Genomic DNA, 15,899 nt, shown 5'->3' on the forward strand with positions numbered 1-15,899 from the left:
GGCATGACACTCGCACTAGAGGCGCGCCAACAGGCGCTGCGCCAGATGTTGGAAACACGGGTGGCGGAAGAGAAGATTCAGGAACTCTTCCTCGCCAACCTGATTCGCGGGACGACGCATCTCGCCATCGGTCACGAAGCGGTCGCGGTCGGCACAGCCGCCGCCTTGATCCCCGGCGACAAAGTGACGTGTACCTATCGCGGGCATCATCACGCGCTGGCGCTCGGCATGACGCTGCGCGCCATGATGGGCGAAATGATGGGCAAGGCGACGGGCGCGTGCAAGGGGAAAGGTGGCAGCATGCACATGACCGATGCCACCGTCGGGCTGCTGGGCGCGAACGCGATTGTCGGCGCACAGCTCCCAATTGCGATGGGCGCAGCGCTCACCGCGCAGGTCAAGAAGACGGGAAATATCGCCGTGACGTTCTTCGGCGAAGGCGCGTCGAATATCGGCGTGTTCCACGAAGCGCTGAATATGGCGGCGGTGTGGAAGCTCCCGGTGCTGTTCATCTGTGAGAACAACCTGTACGGTGAGTACAGTGTGTGGAGCAAAACGACCCCGATTCAGAACATCGCCGAACGGGCAGCGGCCTATGCCATCCCCGGCGTGATTGTCGATGGACAGGATGCTGAAGCGGTTTACGCGACGGTCAAAACGGCAGCGGATCGGGCGCGCGCCGGACAAGGGCCAAGCCTGATTGAGTGCAAGACATACCGCTATCGCGGGCACTCGCGGACAGATACGGCCCCGTACCGCAAGCCGGGTGAACTGGACGAATGGCTTAAACGCGATCCGATTGACATCCTCAAAGCGCGGATGATCGCCGACGGTCAGTTGGACGACGTCGAATTTGAGGAACTGCGCCAAGCCGCCGAAGCGGCGGTGGTCGATGCGGTGGAATGGGCGAAGAACGAGCCGTTTCCGCCGCTGGAATCACTTTATGCCGATGTGTACTACGAAGGGTAAGCGGTCATGGCGGAAATGACGTATCGAGAAGCAGTGGTCAAGGCGTTGGCTGACGAACTCGCCAGCGACCCGGATGTGATCTTTTTCGGCGAAGATGTCGCGGAGGCGGGCGGCGTCTTCAAAGTGACGCCGGGACTCTACGAACGGTTCGGCGGCGACCGGGTGCGCGACACCCCGATCAGCGAACAGGCAATCATCGGGACGGCGCTCGGCGCGGCGATCACCGGGCTGCGCCCCGTGGCAGAATTGATGTTCGCGGATTTTGTGCCCGTCGCGCTCGACCAGATCGCGAATCAGGTTGCCAAGTATCGCTACATGTCGGGCGGGCAGTTCATCGTCCCGCTGACGATCCGCGCGGCGCAAGGCGGCGGCAATGGTTTCGGCACGCAGCACAGCCAGTGCGCGGAGTCGTGGCTGATGAGCTTCCCCGGCATCAAAGTCGTGTCACCGTCCACGCCGGTCGACGCGTATGGGCTGCTGCGCGGCGCGATCCGTGAGAATAACCCGGTGTTCGTGCTGGAACACAAAGGCCTGTATAACCTGAAAGGCGAAGTACCCGACGATACCCAGCCGATGAAGCTGGGCGAAGCGAAAGTGGTGCGCGCGGGCAGCCATGTGACGGTGGTCGCCTCCCAGTTGATGCTGCATCGTTCGCTGGAGGCGGCGGCGAACCTCGCCAAAGAGGGCATCGAGTGCGAGGTGATCGATATACGCTCGTTCGTGCCGCTCGACAAAGCGACAATCCTCAATTCACTCGCCAAGACGAATCGCCTCGTGATCGTCGAAGAAGCGCCGCATCAAGCGGGTTGGGGCGGCGATATTGCATCGCTGGCCGCGGATGAAGGCGTGTACTGGCTGGCGGCGCCGGTGAAGCGTGTCAACATGGGCGGCGCACTGATCGCCTACAGCCCACCGCTCGAAGATGAAGTGCTGCCCAACGTCGGGCGGATCACACAGGCGATTCGCGCCGTGCTGGCGGACTAGGAGCGATCACCATGCAGCGCTTCGGACAAATCATCCGGTTGAAGCCGGAGAAGTACGACGAATACAAACGTCTGCACGCCGCCGTCTGGCCGGAGGTGTTGGCCAAACTGCGCGAGGCGAATATCACCAACTACTCGATCTATCATCGCGGCGGGCTGCTGTTCGCCTACTTCGAGTACGTCGGCAGCGACTTCGCCACCGATATGGCGAAAGTCGGGGATGATCCGCGCACGCATGAATGGTGGGCGGTGACCGATCCCTGCCAGCAGCCGTTTGAAGGCGACTCCCAAGGCAGCACTGAGGGGAACTGGTGGCTGCCGATGGAAGAACTATTCCACATTGATTAAGCAGGCGGTACAGCAAATCTACTGGCGATCACGCTGTGGGAGCACAGAACAACCATGAAAATCGGACTGCTCGGTCTCATCATGAGCGATTTTTCTGATGTCAACTACGACAAGCTGCGCTTTGCGGCGGACCTCGGCTTTCACGGGATCGGCGCGCACTTGACCGTGCCCGCCAGCACCATCAGTGACGAGACGGCGGCGCGGGTCAAAGAAGTGTTCGCCAATCAGCGGATGCCGTTTCTGCAGTTGTGGGGGCCGTACCCCTGCATCATCACCCCAGATGAAACCGTGCGTCGAGCGGGCGTGGAAGGCGCGCGCGATCTGATTCGGTTAGCGGCGAAAATGGGCGTGCCAGAGTCCGGTGTGCGCCCGACGAGTCTGAGTCCACGCGGCGAGTGGTGGCCGCACGCCGACAATTACAAGCCGGAGACGGAAGATCGACTGGTGCGCAGCCTGTGCGAGATTCTCGAAACGGCGGAAGAGTACGACATCACCGTGGTGCTGGAAACGCACGTGACGACCACGCTCAACACGCCTGAGACGATTCGCCGCGTGATCGAGCGTACCGGGTCAAAGCGCTTGAAGCTCAACCTCGATCCGTGCAACTTCGTCGGGGACCTGCAAACCGCGTTCAACTTGCCACCCATGCTCCAGCATCTGTTCGATGTGCTCGGCGACTACATCGCCACAGTGCATCTGAAGGACTTCCTGCTGGAAGATCGCTTCGTCGTCCACATCACGGAGACGGTGATCGGTACGGGACTGATGGATTTCGACACGATTCTGCGCCTGGTCCACCAGACCAAGCCCGACGCGTATGTCGTGATCGAGCACCTGCCCATCAGCTTGATTCCGCTGGCGAAGCGCAACCTTACGCAGAAGATCAAAGACTTGGGGCTGCCGCTCGGCTGAGGCACTTGGCTGCGCACAGCCGTTCATCTCGTAAACGTGAAACAGCACAAACGGGGCGCACAACTTCATTGTGCGCCCCGCCTCAACAACTAACTTCAGTTCAGGGGTGGTGGTCTATTTGACCCCCGCGCTGCCCCCAGAGATATTCGCCTCAAAGACATACTTCTGCCCGAAGAAGAACACCAGCAGCATCGGCACAGTCAGCAGCATGGACGCGACCATGACGAGATTCCACAGCGGCATCGCGCCCGCGCTGGTGACAGCGCTCAACGTGCGCACGGCGACCGCCAGCGGCATCAATTCCGCGTCTTGCAGGTAGAGCAGCGGTTCGAGGAACCACGACCAGTTGAACTGGAACGTAAAGATGGCAACGGCAACCGCGATCGGGCGGATCAGCGGGAAAATGATATAACGGAAAATGCCAATCGGCCCCACGCCATCGATGCGGGCGGCTTCATCCAGTTCGACAGGCAGGCGCACGATGAACTGGCGCATCAGGAAGATATTGAACGCGCCACCAAAGAAGTTCGGCACAATCAACGGGGCGAACGTGCCCAACCACCCGAGCGCGCGATACAGCGCAAACTGCGGGATGAGCGTGACCGCGCCGGGGATCATCATCGTGCCCAGCAGAATCAGAAACAGCACGTTCTTACCGGGGGCGTGAAAGCGCGCGAAACCGTAAGCGACAAACGAGCTGACGAGCACCTGTCCGATCATCGAGCCGACGACGATGATCAAGCTGTTGAGAATGTGCCGCCCGAGATCGATGGTCGGCGTGGTGAACACGCGCGCATAGTTGCCCACCTCAAATTCGTGCGGGATGAGCGTAAACGTCATCTGGACAGCGGTCGTGTCGCTGGCGAGCGACATCGAGATCATGAGCAGGAACGGCGTGATCATCACCACGGCCAGCGCGCCGAGCAGCGCGTAGGTCGAAACAGTTTCAGCCAGTCCAATGCGGCGGTTCATTTCTTCATCTCGCTTTCGTAGAAGACCCACATCGACGAGGAGCGAATGACCACCAGCGTGAACACGAAGATGATGATGAACAGCACCCACGCAATCGCGGACGCGTAGCCCATCTTGTTGAAGCGGAAGGCGTTATCAAACAGGTACGGGATGATCATGTTGATGGCGTTGTTCGGCGTGTTCGGGTCGGCGTTGAGGATGTAGACCTGCGTGAAGGTCTGCAAGCTGGAGATGATGCTCATGATCATGTTGAAGAAGATGACGGGGCTGAGCATGGGCAGCGTGATATTGAAGAAACGCTGGCGCTCGGACGCGCCATCAATGGACGCGGCTTCGTACATCTCTGATGGAATGCCCTGCATACCCGCTAGCAAAAACACGACGCTGCTGCCCATGCCCCAGAGCGACATGAGGACGAGCGCGGGCTTCACCCACAGGGGATCGAGCAGCCATGCCGGGCCAGTGATGCCGATCAGCGCGAGAAAGCTGTTGAGCTGACCGTTGGTTGGCGCGAACACCCAGCGAAAGACCATCGTCGTCGCGACGACCGGCACAACATACGGCAGATAGATCACCGTGCGGAAGAAACGCATCCCCGGCAGGCGCTTGTTGAGCAGATAAGCGACGCCGAGCGAGAGCACGATATTCAGCGGGACGTAGAGCAGCGTGTAGTAGAAGGTGTTGCCGAGCGCCATGCCAAAATTGCGGTCGCGGGTGAACAGGCGCACGTAGTTGTCGAGGCCAATCCATTCCGGCGCATTGAACAGGTTCCAGTCGGTGAAGCTGAGGTAGATCGAGTACACCATCGGCCCGGCGAGCAGCAGCAGCAAACCGACCAACCACGGCGAGATGATCAGGTAGAACCACAGACTTTCGCGGCGGCGCGCCGTGAGCCGCCGCTTGGGTTGGGCTGTCCGCGCCCGATTGGCTAAGTGAGCGGGAGCGTCCACTTGCGCCATCGGTTACGTCCCTTCGCTAAACACGAACGTGGTCACGCTGTGCGGCGTGAGTTGGTAGCTGGCTGACGGCGCGCCAGTGTAGACAGATGCGAGATTATGCTCGTCGGAAGTCTCGTAGGCGCTGACATGCGGCTGATCCAGCCCTTCGAGGCCTGATCGTCTCCGTCTGTGCGCTGTTGTTAATGACAACCACCGTCACCGCGCCCGTCGCCGGGTCAAGGTAGCCGCTGGCGCGGACGACTTCACTATCGAGATCAAGTTGCACGCGCACGGCGCCGGGACGCACGAAGCGGCTGTAGTTGCCGAACGCCCACAAACGCTTGGTTTCGATGAGGCTTTCGCCGTATTCCGGCGCATAGATGAGGCCATCGCGGAAGTTGTACTTGGACACGGCGATCCAGTACTGCCATGAGGTCACACCGCCGAGCGTCAGGTCATCGTGGATGGTGTTCGCCATGATCAGGGCGGAATCCATGCCGTAGTCGCGCCCCTGCTGCATCTCTGTCCATTCAGACATCCACAGCGGCAGGTCAGGATAATGGTTCTGCATGAAGCTGACGAAGCGCAGTTTGTCGCTGGCCTCCGACCAGTACGAATGCACAGCGAAATGCGGAAGTTCGGCGGCCAAGGCTTCATCAGGGAGGATGAGCTGGGCGTAGACCGAGGCTGTGCCCCATTCGCCCGCTTCGATGGCCGAGATGGCGAGATCGAGGCCGGAGTCGTCGATCGCCGTCTGCAGCGCGTGCAGCACGCTCATGATCTCCGCGCCGACATAATGCGTCCCCTCCTGCCCTTTCGATGGCTGCCAATCCCACTGCGGCTCATTGATCGGGCTGATCCAGCGCACCGGGATGTTTTCATCCTCGATCAGGTGGCGGGCGATATCGACCAGATACTGGGCAAAGTCGTCGTGCATGTCTGGCAGCAGATTCGAGTCGCCGCCGGGGTTGCCCGCCGCGCGTCCGCTGATGGTCATGCGCCCGGGGGCACTGTTGGCAAAGATGATCACATCGGTCACGCCGGCGTCCCGCGCCGCGCGCAGCACCCACATCGCGTTGGCATCGCGCGACCAATCATAGTCACCCGGCGCAACCTCGAAGGTCTCCGTGTTGCGCCACGGATCAATTAAGCCCTGCTCACCGCCACCCACATTGTAGCGGTACATCGTCAAGCCGATGCCAAGGGTCGGGTCAAAGAGCAGATCGATCACCCGCTGCCGGGTCGCATCGCTCCACCCGCCAATGATTTGCGACCACCACGCGCCGGACGCGCCGAACCCTTCGAGCGTCTGGAACGTCTGCGTTGGCTCTACCCGGATCGTAGTCACGTCTTGTGCCTGTCCATGCGTTGAAAAGAGAAAGAAAACGAGGAAACTCAGAAGTAAGAAACGGTGCATGTCGTATCCGTGTCAATAAGTTGGGGTCAAGCCTGCGCCTGACCCCAAACTATTTTAGCGTGCTTACTGGAGCAGATCTTCGAGGTCGAACTGCATCTGATCGACGGCGGTCGGCACGTCAATCGCGTTGATGAACAGTTCGTCCAGCGTCGTCCCCATCACGGACTGCATTTCGTTCCACTGCGGGATCAACGGCAGCGCAATGATCGCATCCGCCGATTCGCCGAACGCTTCCATATAGATGTCACGGTTGGCGAAGGTTTCGCCGCTCAGGAACAGCTCACTGTTGAGCACGTTGACGTTGGCGGGCGCATCTTCACCCCGTTCGACAATGACGGTCTGTGCCGCTTCGTCGGTCAGGAAGTTGATAATCTGGAAGGCTTCTTCCGGGTGGGCGCTGCCACTGGTGATGGCAAGGCCGCTGCCGAAAGCGACGGTGCCGCGAGCCACATTGCCCCACACCGGCGCGATATCCCAGTTGATGTCGGGGACATCACGCAGCGTCGAGATGTTCCAGAAGCCGGTCATAATCATGGCGACTTTGCCCTGCGCGAACAACGGGTCGGGGCTGTTTGTGCCGAGGTCGGCGTAATCTTGCGGCGACGGGGCGACGGCATAGGTGTAGACGAGGTCATTGTAGAACTGGAGCGCTTCCTTGACCGCATCGCTGTTCATGACGGGCGCGCCGTTTTCGTCCAGCACCGCGCCGCCGTTCTGATAAATGAAGCTCATCCACCACGGCCACCAACCGCCTGCCGCGAAGCCGTACTGCGTGGTCGCATCGCCATCCTTGATGGTGAGCGCCTGCGCCGCCGCGAGGAATTCCGCCCACGTCCATTCAGCCGTCGGGTAGCCAATGCCAGCCGCGTCGAACATGTCACGGTTGTAGTAGACGATCATCGCGCCGCCGCGATCCGGCAGCGCGTACAGGCTGCCTTCATACTGGTATTGCCGATAATTCGTGCCGAAACGCGCGTCGAGATCGAGCTCAGCATCGGCGACAAATTGGTCGAGCGGCAGGAGCTGGCCGCGGCTGGAATAGCCGTGAATGGCTTCGGCCAACTGCACGATATCAGGGGCATCGCCGCCCGCCATCATCGTCTGAATCCGCTGATCGTAATCATCTGGCGTGTACAGGAGTTCGATAGTGATGTTCGGGAAGGCTTCGTGCGCGAGATCGAGACGGGCTTGATACGCTTCCTGATCCGCCAGACCGCCCCACATGCTCAAACGAAGGGTGACGGGCTCTTGCGCGGCGACCATTGACACGGACAGCGCCAGCAAACATACGACTAAAAGTAAAAGAGCGCGAATTCGCATTTTAAAGTCCTTTCTTAAACAGCAATAGCTCATGAAAGCGGTTTCGAAACCGCTTTCATGAACATAGCATGAGAACACAAGCTTGTCAAACAGTTGGGAGCGGCTGTAAGCCCCTGCATTCGTTTGCGTTACAGGATTCAAATAGTTGATTGTCGGACAGGCCCTAAGCCAGGTACCGGCCCTTCCTTGGCTGCAAACGGTCGCTTCGCCCTGCCCCACCCTGCCGATTACACGCGGCGGCACGAGTCGCGCACCACCAGCTCCATGTCGATCAACACAGAGGCGGGGACACTCTCTTCGTTGATACGCTTGACGATAGTGTCGATGATGGTGCTGCCAAGCGCCGCATAATTATGGCTGACGGTGGTGAGTTCGGGCGCGGAGACGGCTGTCAGGTAAATGTCATCAAAACCCACAACCGACAACTGTTTCGGTACATCCAATTGATGATGGCGCGCGGCCTTGAGCACGCCGAGCGCGACCAGATCGTTGATGCAGATGACCGCAGTCGGTTGTTCGGGGAGCTGCAGCAGTCGTTCGAGGCAGACCTCGCCGCTCTCAATTGAAAAGCTATCCGCGATCAGCCATTCGTCACACACAGTCAGCCCATGTTCGGCCAGCGCTGCCCGCAGTGCTGCCTGACGGTCACGCGTCACGGTGATGTGGGCGCTGCCGCCCAGCATGCCAATCCGCGTGTGGCCGAGCCCCGTCAAATAGTCGACGGCTTGCGCGATGCCGCCGCGCTCATCGGTCTGCACGATGCTGACGAGATCGCTTTGGATGCCGCCATTGACGATCACCGTGGGCACTTTGGCGGCGAAATCGACCAATTCCGCGCGGTAGCGGTCAGACAGCGTAATCTCATTCACGCGCCCCCCCATGAAGATCAAGCCATCAACCTGGTGCCGCGACAGATAGGCCAACCCTTCCGATTCAAGTTCGAGGCTGTTCATGGCATTGAACAACAGCAGCGAGTAGTCGCTGGCGAGAGCGTCGCGCTGCATTTCGGCAAAAATGGTCGAGAAGTAGGGGTTTGTAATATCCGGCAGAATCACACCGAGCATCATCGAGCGCTGGTAGGAGAGGTTGCGCGCCAGCTTGTTTGGGCGGAACTTGTGCTTTTGCAGCACCGCCTCGACGCGCTGTTTGGTCTCCGGGCTGACGGGGGCGCTGCCGGTCAAAATGCGCGAAACGGTGGCGACGGAGACTTCTGCTTCGCGGGCGATATCGTAGATAGTGATTTTGGTGCTCACGGTGAGTTGCCTTAAACGAACTGCCGCACAGGGAACGGCGAAAGCGGTTTCCAAAGGGTCATTATACCGGAAAGCGCGGCATTCTCAGCCCTGAATGACAAAATAGCGGCATTGAGATCACTCAATGCCGCTGTCTAGCTGACAATTGTGTACCGCTGTAAGAAGCCATTTGAAGAATCAATCGTCTTGAATTTCGTAGGGGCAGCGATGTGTCTGCCCTATATTGGGCGCGCACGTTGGTGCGCCCTACGAGAACATTTCCGAATATTCAGATGGCTTTTAAGGCTATTCGGCGACGCGCACCAGCATCGACTGCGGTGACATGACATCCGGGTCGCTGATCCACACCAGATGATTGCCGCTTAGCGTCACGGAGTTAGCGATGAGCGCCCCCTTGATCACCAGACCGTCATTCCCGGCGCTCAACTGGACGTTGGCATTCGGCGCGTAGATCAGACCCCGGAACAGCGTTTCGCCGGAGATTTTGACCGCATTATATGAGCACGGATTATTCCCTGTCCCAAGCGCCATAAACAGCACTCCAGTCGAACCCGACAAGCGGTTATCGCTGATGGCGCGTACTGGTAGTACTGCGCCTCGATGTGATCGCCCTGAATGGTACCCGTGGCGATGAAGGACACCCACCCACCCATGACGGGCTTGGGGGGCGCCCCGGCCCCCCCCTTTTTTGGCGCCCGCCCCCGCCCCCGGCCCGGGGGGCGGGGCGGCCCGGGGGGCCCCCCGGGGGTGGCATCGTTGTAATCAGGATCACCATAAAGATCCGTCCCCCGATGCGTAATCGCGTGGTATTCCGGAGCGTAGCCGGCGACGATGCCGCCGGGCGCGTACTGGCCGATCGCATAGACATAAGCCAGCGGATCAGGTAAAGCAGTGTAGCCTTGATCCGCGAGATCACCCGTGTACGGCGGGTTGAACGTATCGTGGTTCCCCGGATCGGTCTCTTCCAGTGACTGCACCAGACCCGTGAAATCGTTGCCGCTCGTACCTGCCGTCGACTTGATCTCGTTGTTGCTCCAGATCAGCGCTTGTTCCGGATGCGCGCTGCTGGTGCGGATCTCGCCATCCGAACCATCCCAACTGATGGTATTGCCGCAGGTGGGCTCCCGATCCCCGCGATGCCGGGTTAAAGGGGACGGCATTGCGCGCTGGCGCCCAGGGGCCGCGATAGACGACCTGCGCGAAGTAGCTCGGCTTGGAGGCCGAGATATCCGCCTGTACCGCCCATTGATCGTTCGCCAGCGGGCCTTCGGTGGGCATACTGAGGGTCACGGCGCGGCCGTCGACCCCATTGAAGAAACCGTTCGCGTTGCCGCCTTCCCTGCTCGCTGGCTGCTCGGGTTGCCGCTGTTGATGCTGGTACAGCGGGCATAGGCGCCCGCAATCGCCGCCGCGTCTGCCGCGTTTTGCGCGTCACGCTGCAGGAAGAACAAGCCGCCGCCATCCACGGCCAAGCCCAATGCGCCGATTAGCACAACGAAGGGCCATCAATGGCCGCTGGGCTTGAGCCCAGCCGGAGTGTTTTACAGTTTGCTTCTGTTTAGTGTTCATGCTGTGTTTCTCGTTCATGCCTTTACCCTTACGGATTGTATGGCGGTCGTGCCCCGTGTGGGACGTCGCCACGCTTTCAGTACCCAAACCATGCGCTGTTGGAGGCCGGCGGTGATCGGGATTGTGGTGGTCGTCGTACCATTCGCCGACGGCGTGTACGTTCGGAGGCCAGTTCCCAGAGGCACACACGTGTAATCATGACGATTCTGCTGAATTTGATCGCACAGCGCCGTGCCATTGACCGTATGGTAATTGATCGTCAGCGACTGGCCCGCGTTGCCGTACATGACCGTGACCGGGAAGTTCGCTACCCCCGCCGCGCGCGAGACATTCGTGATGTTGCCAATGCTCACCGTCGGCACGTTGCCCGGGTAGGCGTCCGTGCCATCGTTGACCCCATCGCCATCCGTATCGGTCACGAGCGGGTTGGTCAGTGACGTGTTGACTTCGTAACCATCGTTGAGACCATCACCGTCCGTATCGGCTTTGAGGTTGTCGGTGATGTAATTGAACGTGCCGCGCGCCTCATGGTAGTCGCTCAGGTTATCGCCGTCGCTGTCGGTGAGCAGCGGATCGCTGTAGTACTTCGTGCCGGAGCTGGCGGTGTACCCCATGACTTCCTGCGCGTCGGTGAGCAAGTCGCCGTCGCTGTCCGCCGAACGCGGGTAACTGCGGAATGTCCGTACCCCGACCTGCGTGGTCACCGTGACGCCATTGACTTCCTGCGCGTCGCTCAACACATCGCTGTCGGTGTCGGCCATGTTCGGGTTGCTGACATACTGCGCGGTCGCCTTGACCTCCGCGCCGTCCAGCAGCCCGTCGTCATCGGAGTCTGAATCGGAAGGCACGCTTGTATAGGTGGCGTTGTTCGCCGCCAGATACCCGTAGACTTCCTCATAGTCGGTCACGTTATCCGTATCCGAGTCCGCCAGGAGCGGGTTGGTGCGGTGAACGGACTGTTCAGCGCCATCACCCAAACCGTCGCCGTCGCTATCCGAATTCGCCGGGTTGGTGATGTACACGCTGCCGTTCGCTGCGGTATTGCCGAGGAGCTCGTTCCGATCCGGGATCGTGTCACCGTCACTGTCGAGGCTGGTCGGGTTGCTGGTGTAGGTCGTGCCATTGGCCGTCCGGTAACCGAGAACCTCGTCACCATCCTTAATGGTATCGCCATCCGTATCGCGGACCGTGGGGTCGGTCAGGTAACCGTAGGTCGCGTAAACTTCCTGCCCGTCCATCAAACCGTCGCCATCCGTATCAGGGTTAAACGGCGAAACGTTATAAGTCACCACGGTGCCATTGATGTTCACACCGTAAAACTCTGGCCCATCCATCAAACCATCATTATCAGTATCCGCGTCCAGTGGATCGGTCGAAAGTGGATATTCACACTGCACATTGTTGCAACCATCGTTGTCCGGGTCATCGAGGCCGCCATAGGCCCGGGTGAACAGGTAAGCCATTTCCCAGCTATCCGGCAAGCCGTCACCATCGTTATCAAACAGACCGCCGTAGGTGATGCCATCACCGCACTGACCAATAACCGCTAAGTTATCGGCGCAGTTGGCGACAAACGTGTCCCACTGATTCGGGTTGCTCCAAAAGGTGACCTTTTCCTGATAGTCCGTGAGCGTGTCGCCGGGGTAGCCGGAATAGAGCGAGTTCGGGCCGTCGCTGTTGATGTTGTTCGGGTCGGTGCCGTAGAAGCGCACTTCGTAGTAGTCGCTCAACCCGTCGCCGTCACCATCGCTGTTGAGCGGATCGGTCACGGCAAGGCGCAGGTTATAGCCGGTGACTTCGTCGTAGTCGCTCAGCCCATCCCCATCGCTGTCCGATTCCAGCGGATCGCTGAAGTAGCGCGTGCCATTAGTCGCTACGTAGCCGAGCAGCTCCTGTAGATCCGTCAACTGATCGCTGTCACTGTCAGCCAGCGTCGGATTGCTGAAATATGGGTGCGCGAGGTTCTGCCAATCTGTGATGGTGAAACCCGTCACTTCCTGCAGATCAGTCAGCCCGTCGTTATCGCTGTCGTTCGTGTAGGGGTTGGTGTAGTAATGGTTGGCGTTATTCCCGGTGACTTCGTCGTAGTCGGACAGGCCGTCGCTGTCGCTATCCCCGCTCAGCGGATTGCTGTAATAGGTACTGCCATTCGCCACAGCGTGAACTTCCTGATAATCCGTCAGGCCATCCGTGTCGCTGTACACTTTCGGGTTGCTGATCAGCATCACATTCAGAATTGTGCCGTTCGGCATATTGATAGCACGCCGAGCACCTCTTCCCCATCGCTCAGCAGATCGTCGTCCGAGTCGCCATCCAGCGGATTGCTGGTCATCAGATAGCTGAGCGTGCTCATGTCGGGCAGCACTACCGTCACATTCCGCCCGATGACTTCGTCGCTGTCGCTGAGCAGATCGTCGTCGGTGTCCCAATCCAGCGGCTTGGTGCGGTAGCGAAATACTTCGTCGCCATCGTTGAGCAGATCGCCGGGGTCGCCCGCATTCGGCAGATCGAGAGCGTCGCTGTTGGGGTTGGTCGGATCAGTCAGATTCGCCTGTTCACAGCCGTTGTTGCAACCGTCGCTGTCCGGATCATCTGACCCCGTGTACACGTTGTAGACCTGATTCGGATTGATGCCCCGAGCGGCGGCCGCGGAGAAGTACAGCGCTTCCCACGCATCATCGAGGCCGTCATAGTCGACATCCCCCGAAGCACGCGTCGTCAGGCGGATATCAGTCACTACCGTGCGCTGACCCTGAAATTCGAATGTGAGGTTCGGCGCAATCTGGCTGATCAGCGGGGTGATGAGCTGAATCGAGTTGGCGATATCGATTTTCAGCATATCGCCCGTTTCGAGCACGTCGGGGTTGCCGCCCTGCGTCGGATCGACGGCGGAGCACGGCCAGGTAACGGGCGTACCATCGGCATTCTGTTCCACCGCCGATTCATAGCGAATATTGATGGTGGGCGTGCCGACGAAGAACGTCTTTTCGATGGTCTCTTCCATCAGGGCGCAGTTGAGGTAATTGTTCTCGCCGTCACCATAGCCGTACACGGCAGCATTGCGCAAGGCACTACGCAGCGCGTTCGACGCCATCGCATAGCTGAAGAACACGCGTCCGAAATCGAAAATACCCATGATCAAGAGGAGCAGAATGGGCGCGACGAGCGCGAATTCGGCCAAACCTTGGCCCGGTTTGCGTTTGTTCAGCATGAGAAACTCCCGCTTTCTCGGTAGAGTCACGTCTACGTCTCCCGAATGATGGTATTGGAGGCGGACACGGTGAGCGTCACGGGGTTGACCCCGGCGAAACGCGGCATAAACGGACTGAGCAGAGTGAACTGGTAACTGATCGTTACCAAAACCGAGTTCCCGACTGAGTTCGACGGCACTTCGACAGTGATATCCGCATTTGACCAATCAATGTTCGCGCCGCCGGCGTTGCGCGCCCGGTATTCGGCGTTGTTAGGGTCGAGGCAGTCAATCGGAATTTCAGGATGTTCCAAACCGGGCGGATTCGTGCATTCGGGGTCGATGGAGAGGTAAAGAGCTGCTTCGCCTGCCGCGTCTTCGAGCGCCACATAAATATAGAAAGCGCGCCCGACATCGAGGAGCCCGGACAGGACGATGAGCAGCAGCACGAAGCCGAGCGCCATTTCGACCATACTTTGGCCGCGCTCTAGTCGGTGGGATGGCAATGACTTCGAGTTTTGGTTCATGCTTCGCACTCATTTAGTGGGTTATCTTTGATCGTTAAATACAGAAACGTTGGGTTTACATGAATGTCACCCCACATGTTGTAAATTTATCCTTACGATTACGAATTTATTCTTAAGCCTCTCTCTCACATATAATTGAGGAAATGTGAAGAATGTCTGAATCGGGGTGCGTATCACCGAGGGTCTACCTACTGGACATGAAGGCCAGCCTGTACGATCTTCTAACTTTCATGCTAACTTGATTATTCTTCTGAGGATGTATGAATAGGTAGAGTAGTAGCGGGTCAGGAGATTTTGGAACTTGCACCGCCTGATCGGGGCGGCTATACTAGCGTTGCACTTTCTATTACTGTTCGCATTTCACTCACCTCCTTCTGAGCACCGCCCCTCCCTCTGAAATCCCTATTGATGGCTGACCACCCTGCCGCTTGGCGCTGCAGTGCTGCTTGCTGATCGCCTGATAGAAGGTGCAAGTTCTGTTCGGTCAGGTTGAGGGTATTATGTTCGAAACACAGCGGAAAGTTCTCGTGACAGGCGGAGCGGGATTTACGGGCAGTCACCTGCTCCGACGGCTCTTGCAAGCGGGGCATGAGGTGCGCACGCTAGTTCGTGATCCACAGAAGCTCCAGCGACACGAGGACGATCAGTTGGATGTCGTTGTCGGTGATGTGCGTGATCCAGAAATCTGCCGTCAAGCCGTACAAGATTGCGATGTCGTGTACCATATCGCCGCATCCTTCCGCTCCGGCAAGGCCAGCGCGGCCGAGCTGATTGAAACGAACGCCGAAGGCACGACCAACATGCTCAATGCAGCCGAAGCGGTTGGCGTCTCCCGGTTTGTCCACTGCAGCACCATCGGCGTGCTGGGGCATATCGAAGCGCCGCCCGCCACCGAAGACACGCCGTACAACCCGTGCGACGATTACCAGTACTCGAAGATGCTTGGCGAAAAGATCGTGCTGGATTACGCGCAACAGGGGCGCGTCCCGACGACTGTCGTGCGCCCGGCCAGCATTTACGGGGAAGGCGACCTACGCCTGCTCAAACTGTTTCGCTCCATCAAGAAGGGACTGTTTGTCATGGTCGGTTCCGGCGATCCGCACTTTCATATGGTGCATGTCGACGATCTGGCGACGGGGTTTATGCTCGCGGCTTCCAGCGATGCCGCCGTGGGACAAGTCTATATCATTGCGGGCGACCGCTCGGTGGCGCTCAAAGACCTGGCTCGCATCATTGCGGAGGAACTCCACGCCGCCCCGCCCCGCCTGCATGTGCCCTACAACCTGATGTGGGCGGCGGGCGCCGCCTTCGAACTGATCTGCAAGCCGTTCCACATGGACCCACCGATCTACCGGCGCCGGGTCAGCTTCTTTCATCACAATCGCTCATTTGATATTCGCAAAGCGAAGGAAGAGCTCGGCTACCGACCACAGGTGGATCTACTGGAGGGGATTCGCCGGACGGCAAACTGGTACGCGAGCGAAGGTCTGCTGTAGCGCGA

At 59.2% G+C, this 15,899-nt stretch carries 15 protein-coding genes; 5 read left to right on the forward strand and 10 right to left on the reverse strand.

Translation table 11 applies throughout. The features are described from left to right. Positions 1–3: 3 nt before the first annotated feature. From IPK17_RS02455 to IPK17_RS02470, 4 genes are read left to right on the forward strand one after another with little or no spacing between them, the layout of a single operon-like run. Positions 4–969 (forward strand): thiamine pyrophosphate-dependent dehydrogenase E1 component subunit alpha, encoded by a 966-nt coding sequence (locus IPK17_RS02455; protein WP_343416081.1) that lies wholly within the window; start codon positions 4–6, stop codon positions 967–969. Between the two features lie 6 nt (positions 970–975). Beyond that, the gene (locus IPK17_RS02460) at positions 976–1,953 is read left to right on the forward strand and encodes an alpha-ketoacid dehydrogenase subunit beta (RefSeq protein ID WP_343416082.1); all 978 of its coding nucleotides are present in this window, start codon (positions 976–978) and stop codon (positions 1,951–1,953) included. A gap of 11 nt (positions 1,954–1,964) precedes the next feature. Next, positions 1,965–2,300 carry an L-rhamnose mutarotase gene (locus IPK17_RS02465; protein ID WP_343416083.1) on the forward strand — a complete coding sequence of 112 codons (336 nt, stop codon included), beginning with the start codon at positions 1,965–1,967 and terminating at the stop codon, positions 2,298–2,300. 54 nt (positions 2,301–2,354) lie between these two features. Continuing rightward, positions 2,355–3,212 (forward strand): sugar phosphate isomerase/epimerase family protein, encoded by an 858-nt coding sequence (locus IPK17_RS02470; protein ID WP_343416084.1) that lies wholly within the window; start codon positions 2,355–2,357, stop codon positions 3,210–3,212. Positions 3,213–3,326: 114 nt separating this feature from the next. Here the strand turns inward: IPK17_RS02470 and IPK17_RS02475 are convergent, their stop codons facing one another. From IPK17_RS02475 to IPK17_RS02520, 10 genes are all read right to left on the reverse strand, one after another. Then, the gene (locus tag IPK17_RS02475) at positions 3,327–4,184 is read right to left on the reverse strand and encodes a carbohydrate ABC transporter permease (protein WP_343416085.1); all 858 of its coding nucleotides are present in this window, start codon (positions 4,182–4,184) and stop codon (positions 3,327–3,329) included. Then, positions 4,181–5,143: a carbohydrate ABC transporter permease gene (locus IPK17_RS02480; RefSeq protein ID WP_343416086.1), complete on the reverse strand. Its 963-nt coding sequence runs from the start codon at positions 5,141–5,143 to the stop codon at positions 4,181–4,183. Before IPK17_RS02480 ends, IPK17_RS02475 begins: the two co-directional genes overlap by 4 nt. 94 nt (positions 5,144–5,237) lie before the next feature. Further along, positions 5,238–6,470 (reverse strand): glycoside hydrolase family 30 protein, encoded by a 1,233-nt coding sequence (locus IPK17_RS02485; protein WP_343416087.1) that lies wholly within the window; start codon positions 6,468–6,470, stop codon positions 5,238–5,240. Between the two features lie 132 nt (positions 6,471–6,602). After that, the gene (locus IPK17_RS02490; RefSeq protein ID WP_343416088.1) at positions 6,603–7,859 is read right to left on the reverse strand and encodes an ABC transporter substrate-binding protein; all 1,257 of its coding nucleotides are present in this window, start codon (positions 7,857–7,859) and stop codon (positions 6,603–6,605) included. A gap of 227 nt (positions 7,860–8,086) precedes the next feature. Continuing rightward, positions 8,087–9,112, reverse strand: a complete 1,026-nt coding sequence (locus IPK17_RS02495; protein WP_343416089.1) for a LacI family DNA-binding transcriptional regulator — start codon at positions 9,110–9,112, stop codon at positions 8,087–8,089. A 285-nt stretch (positions 9,113–9,397) separates the two neighbouring features. After that, entirely contained in the window at positions 9,398–9,643 is a 246-nt protein-coding gene (locus IPK17_RS02500; RefSeq protein WP_343416090.1) for a DUF7305 domain-containing protein, read from the reverse strand. 755 nt (positions 9,644–10,398) lie between these two features. Continuing rightward, the gene (locus tag IPK17_RS02505; RefSeq protein ID WP_343416091.1) at positions 10,399–10,605 is read right to left on the reverse strand and encodes a pilus assembly protein TadG-related protein; all 207 of its coding nucleotides are present in this window, start codon (positions 10,603–10,605) and stop codon (positions 10,399–10,401) included. A gap of 90 nt (positions 10,606–10,695) precedes the next feature. Next, entirely contained in the window at positions 10,696–12,933 is a 2,238-nt protein-coding gene (locus IPK17_RS02510; RefSeq protein WP_343416092.1) for a binary toxin-like calcium binding domain-containing protein, read from the reverse strand. Beyond that, positions 12,912–13,892 (reverse strand): TadE family protein, encoded by a 981-nt coding sequence (locus tag IPK17_RS02515; protein ID WP_343416093.1) that lies wholly within the window; start codon positions 13,890–13,892, stop codon positions 12,912–12,914. The genes IPK17_RS02510 and IPK17_RS02515 overlap by 22 nt, the downstream gene beginning before the upstream one ends. Before the next feature lie 32 nt (positions 13,893–13,924). After that, positions 13,925–14,398, reverse strand: a complete 474-nt coding sequence (locus IPK17_RS02520) for a TadE/TadG family type IV pilus assembly protein (RefSeq protein WP_343416094.1) — start codon at positions 14,396–14,398, stop codon at positions 13,925–13,927. 500 nt (positions 14,399–14,898) lie between these two features. On the opposite strand from IPK17_RS02520, the gene IPK17_RS02525 reads away from it, so the two are divergent. After that, a complete protein-coding gene (locus IPK17_RS02525; RefSeq protein WP_343416095.1) occupies positions 14,899–15,894 on the forward strand; it encodes an NAD-dependent epimerase/dehydratase family protein in 996 nt (331 codons plus the stop codon). Positions 15,895–15,899: the final 5 nt, after the last annotated feature.

This window comes from Candidatus Flexifilum breve, assembly GCF_016713355.1.

Excerpts from the sequence above, each read along its gene's own strand:
- IPK17_RS02455 (WP_343416081.1), top strand. The coding sequence starts at position 4 with ATGACACTCGCACTAGAGGCGCGCCAACAGGCGCTGCGCCAGATGTTG.
- IPK17_RS02460 (WP_343416082.1), top strand. The coding sequence starts at position 976 with ATGGCGGAAATGACGTATCGAGAAGCAGTGGTCAAGGCGTTGGCTGAC.
- IPK17_RS02465 (WP_343416083.1), top strand. The coding sequence starts at position 1,965 with ATGCAGCGCTTCGGACAAATCATCCGGTTGAAGCCGGAGAAGTACGAC.
- IPK17_RS02470 (WP_343416084.1), top strand. The coding sequence starts at position 2,355 with ATGAAAATCGGACTGCTCGGTCTCATCATGAGCGATTTTTCTGATGTC.
- IPK17_RS02475 (WP_343416085.1), bottom strand. The coding sequence starts at position 4,184 with ATGAACCGCCGCATTGGACTGGCTGAAACTGTTTCGACCTACGCGCTG.
- IPK17_RS02480 (WP_343416086.1), bottom strand. The coding sequence starts at position 5,143 with ATGGCGCAAGTGGACGCTCCCGCTCACTTAGCCAATCGGGCGCGGACA.
- IPK17_RS02490 (WP_343416088.1), bottom strand. The coding sequence starts at position 7,859 with ATGCGAATTCGCGCTCTTTTACTTTTAGTCGTATGTTTGCTGGCGCTG.
- IPK17_RS02500 (WP_343416090.1), bottom strand. The coding sequence starts at position 9,643 with ATGGCGCTTGGGACAGGGAATAATCCGTGCTCATATAATGCGGTCAAA.
- IPK17_RS02510 (WP_343416092.1), bottom strand. The coding sequence starts at position 12,933 with ATGCCGAACGGCACAATTCTGAATGTGATGCTGATCAGCAACCCGAAA.
- IPK17_RS02515 (WP_343416093.1), bottom strand. The coding sequence starts at position 13,892 with ATGCTGAACAAACGCAAACCGGGCCAAGGTTTGGCCGAATTCGCGCTC.
- IPK17_RS02520 (WP_343416094.1), bottom strand. The coding sequence starts at position 14,398 with ATGAACCAAAACTCGAAGTCATTGCCATCCCACCGACTAGAGCGCGGC.
- IPK17_RS02525 (WP_343416095.1), top strand. The coding sequence starts at position 14,899 with ATGTTCGAAACACAGCGGAAAGTTCTCGTGACAGGCGGAGCGGGATTT.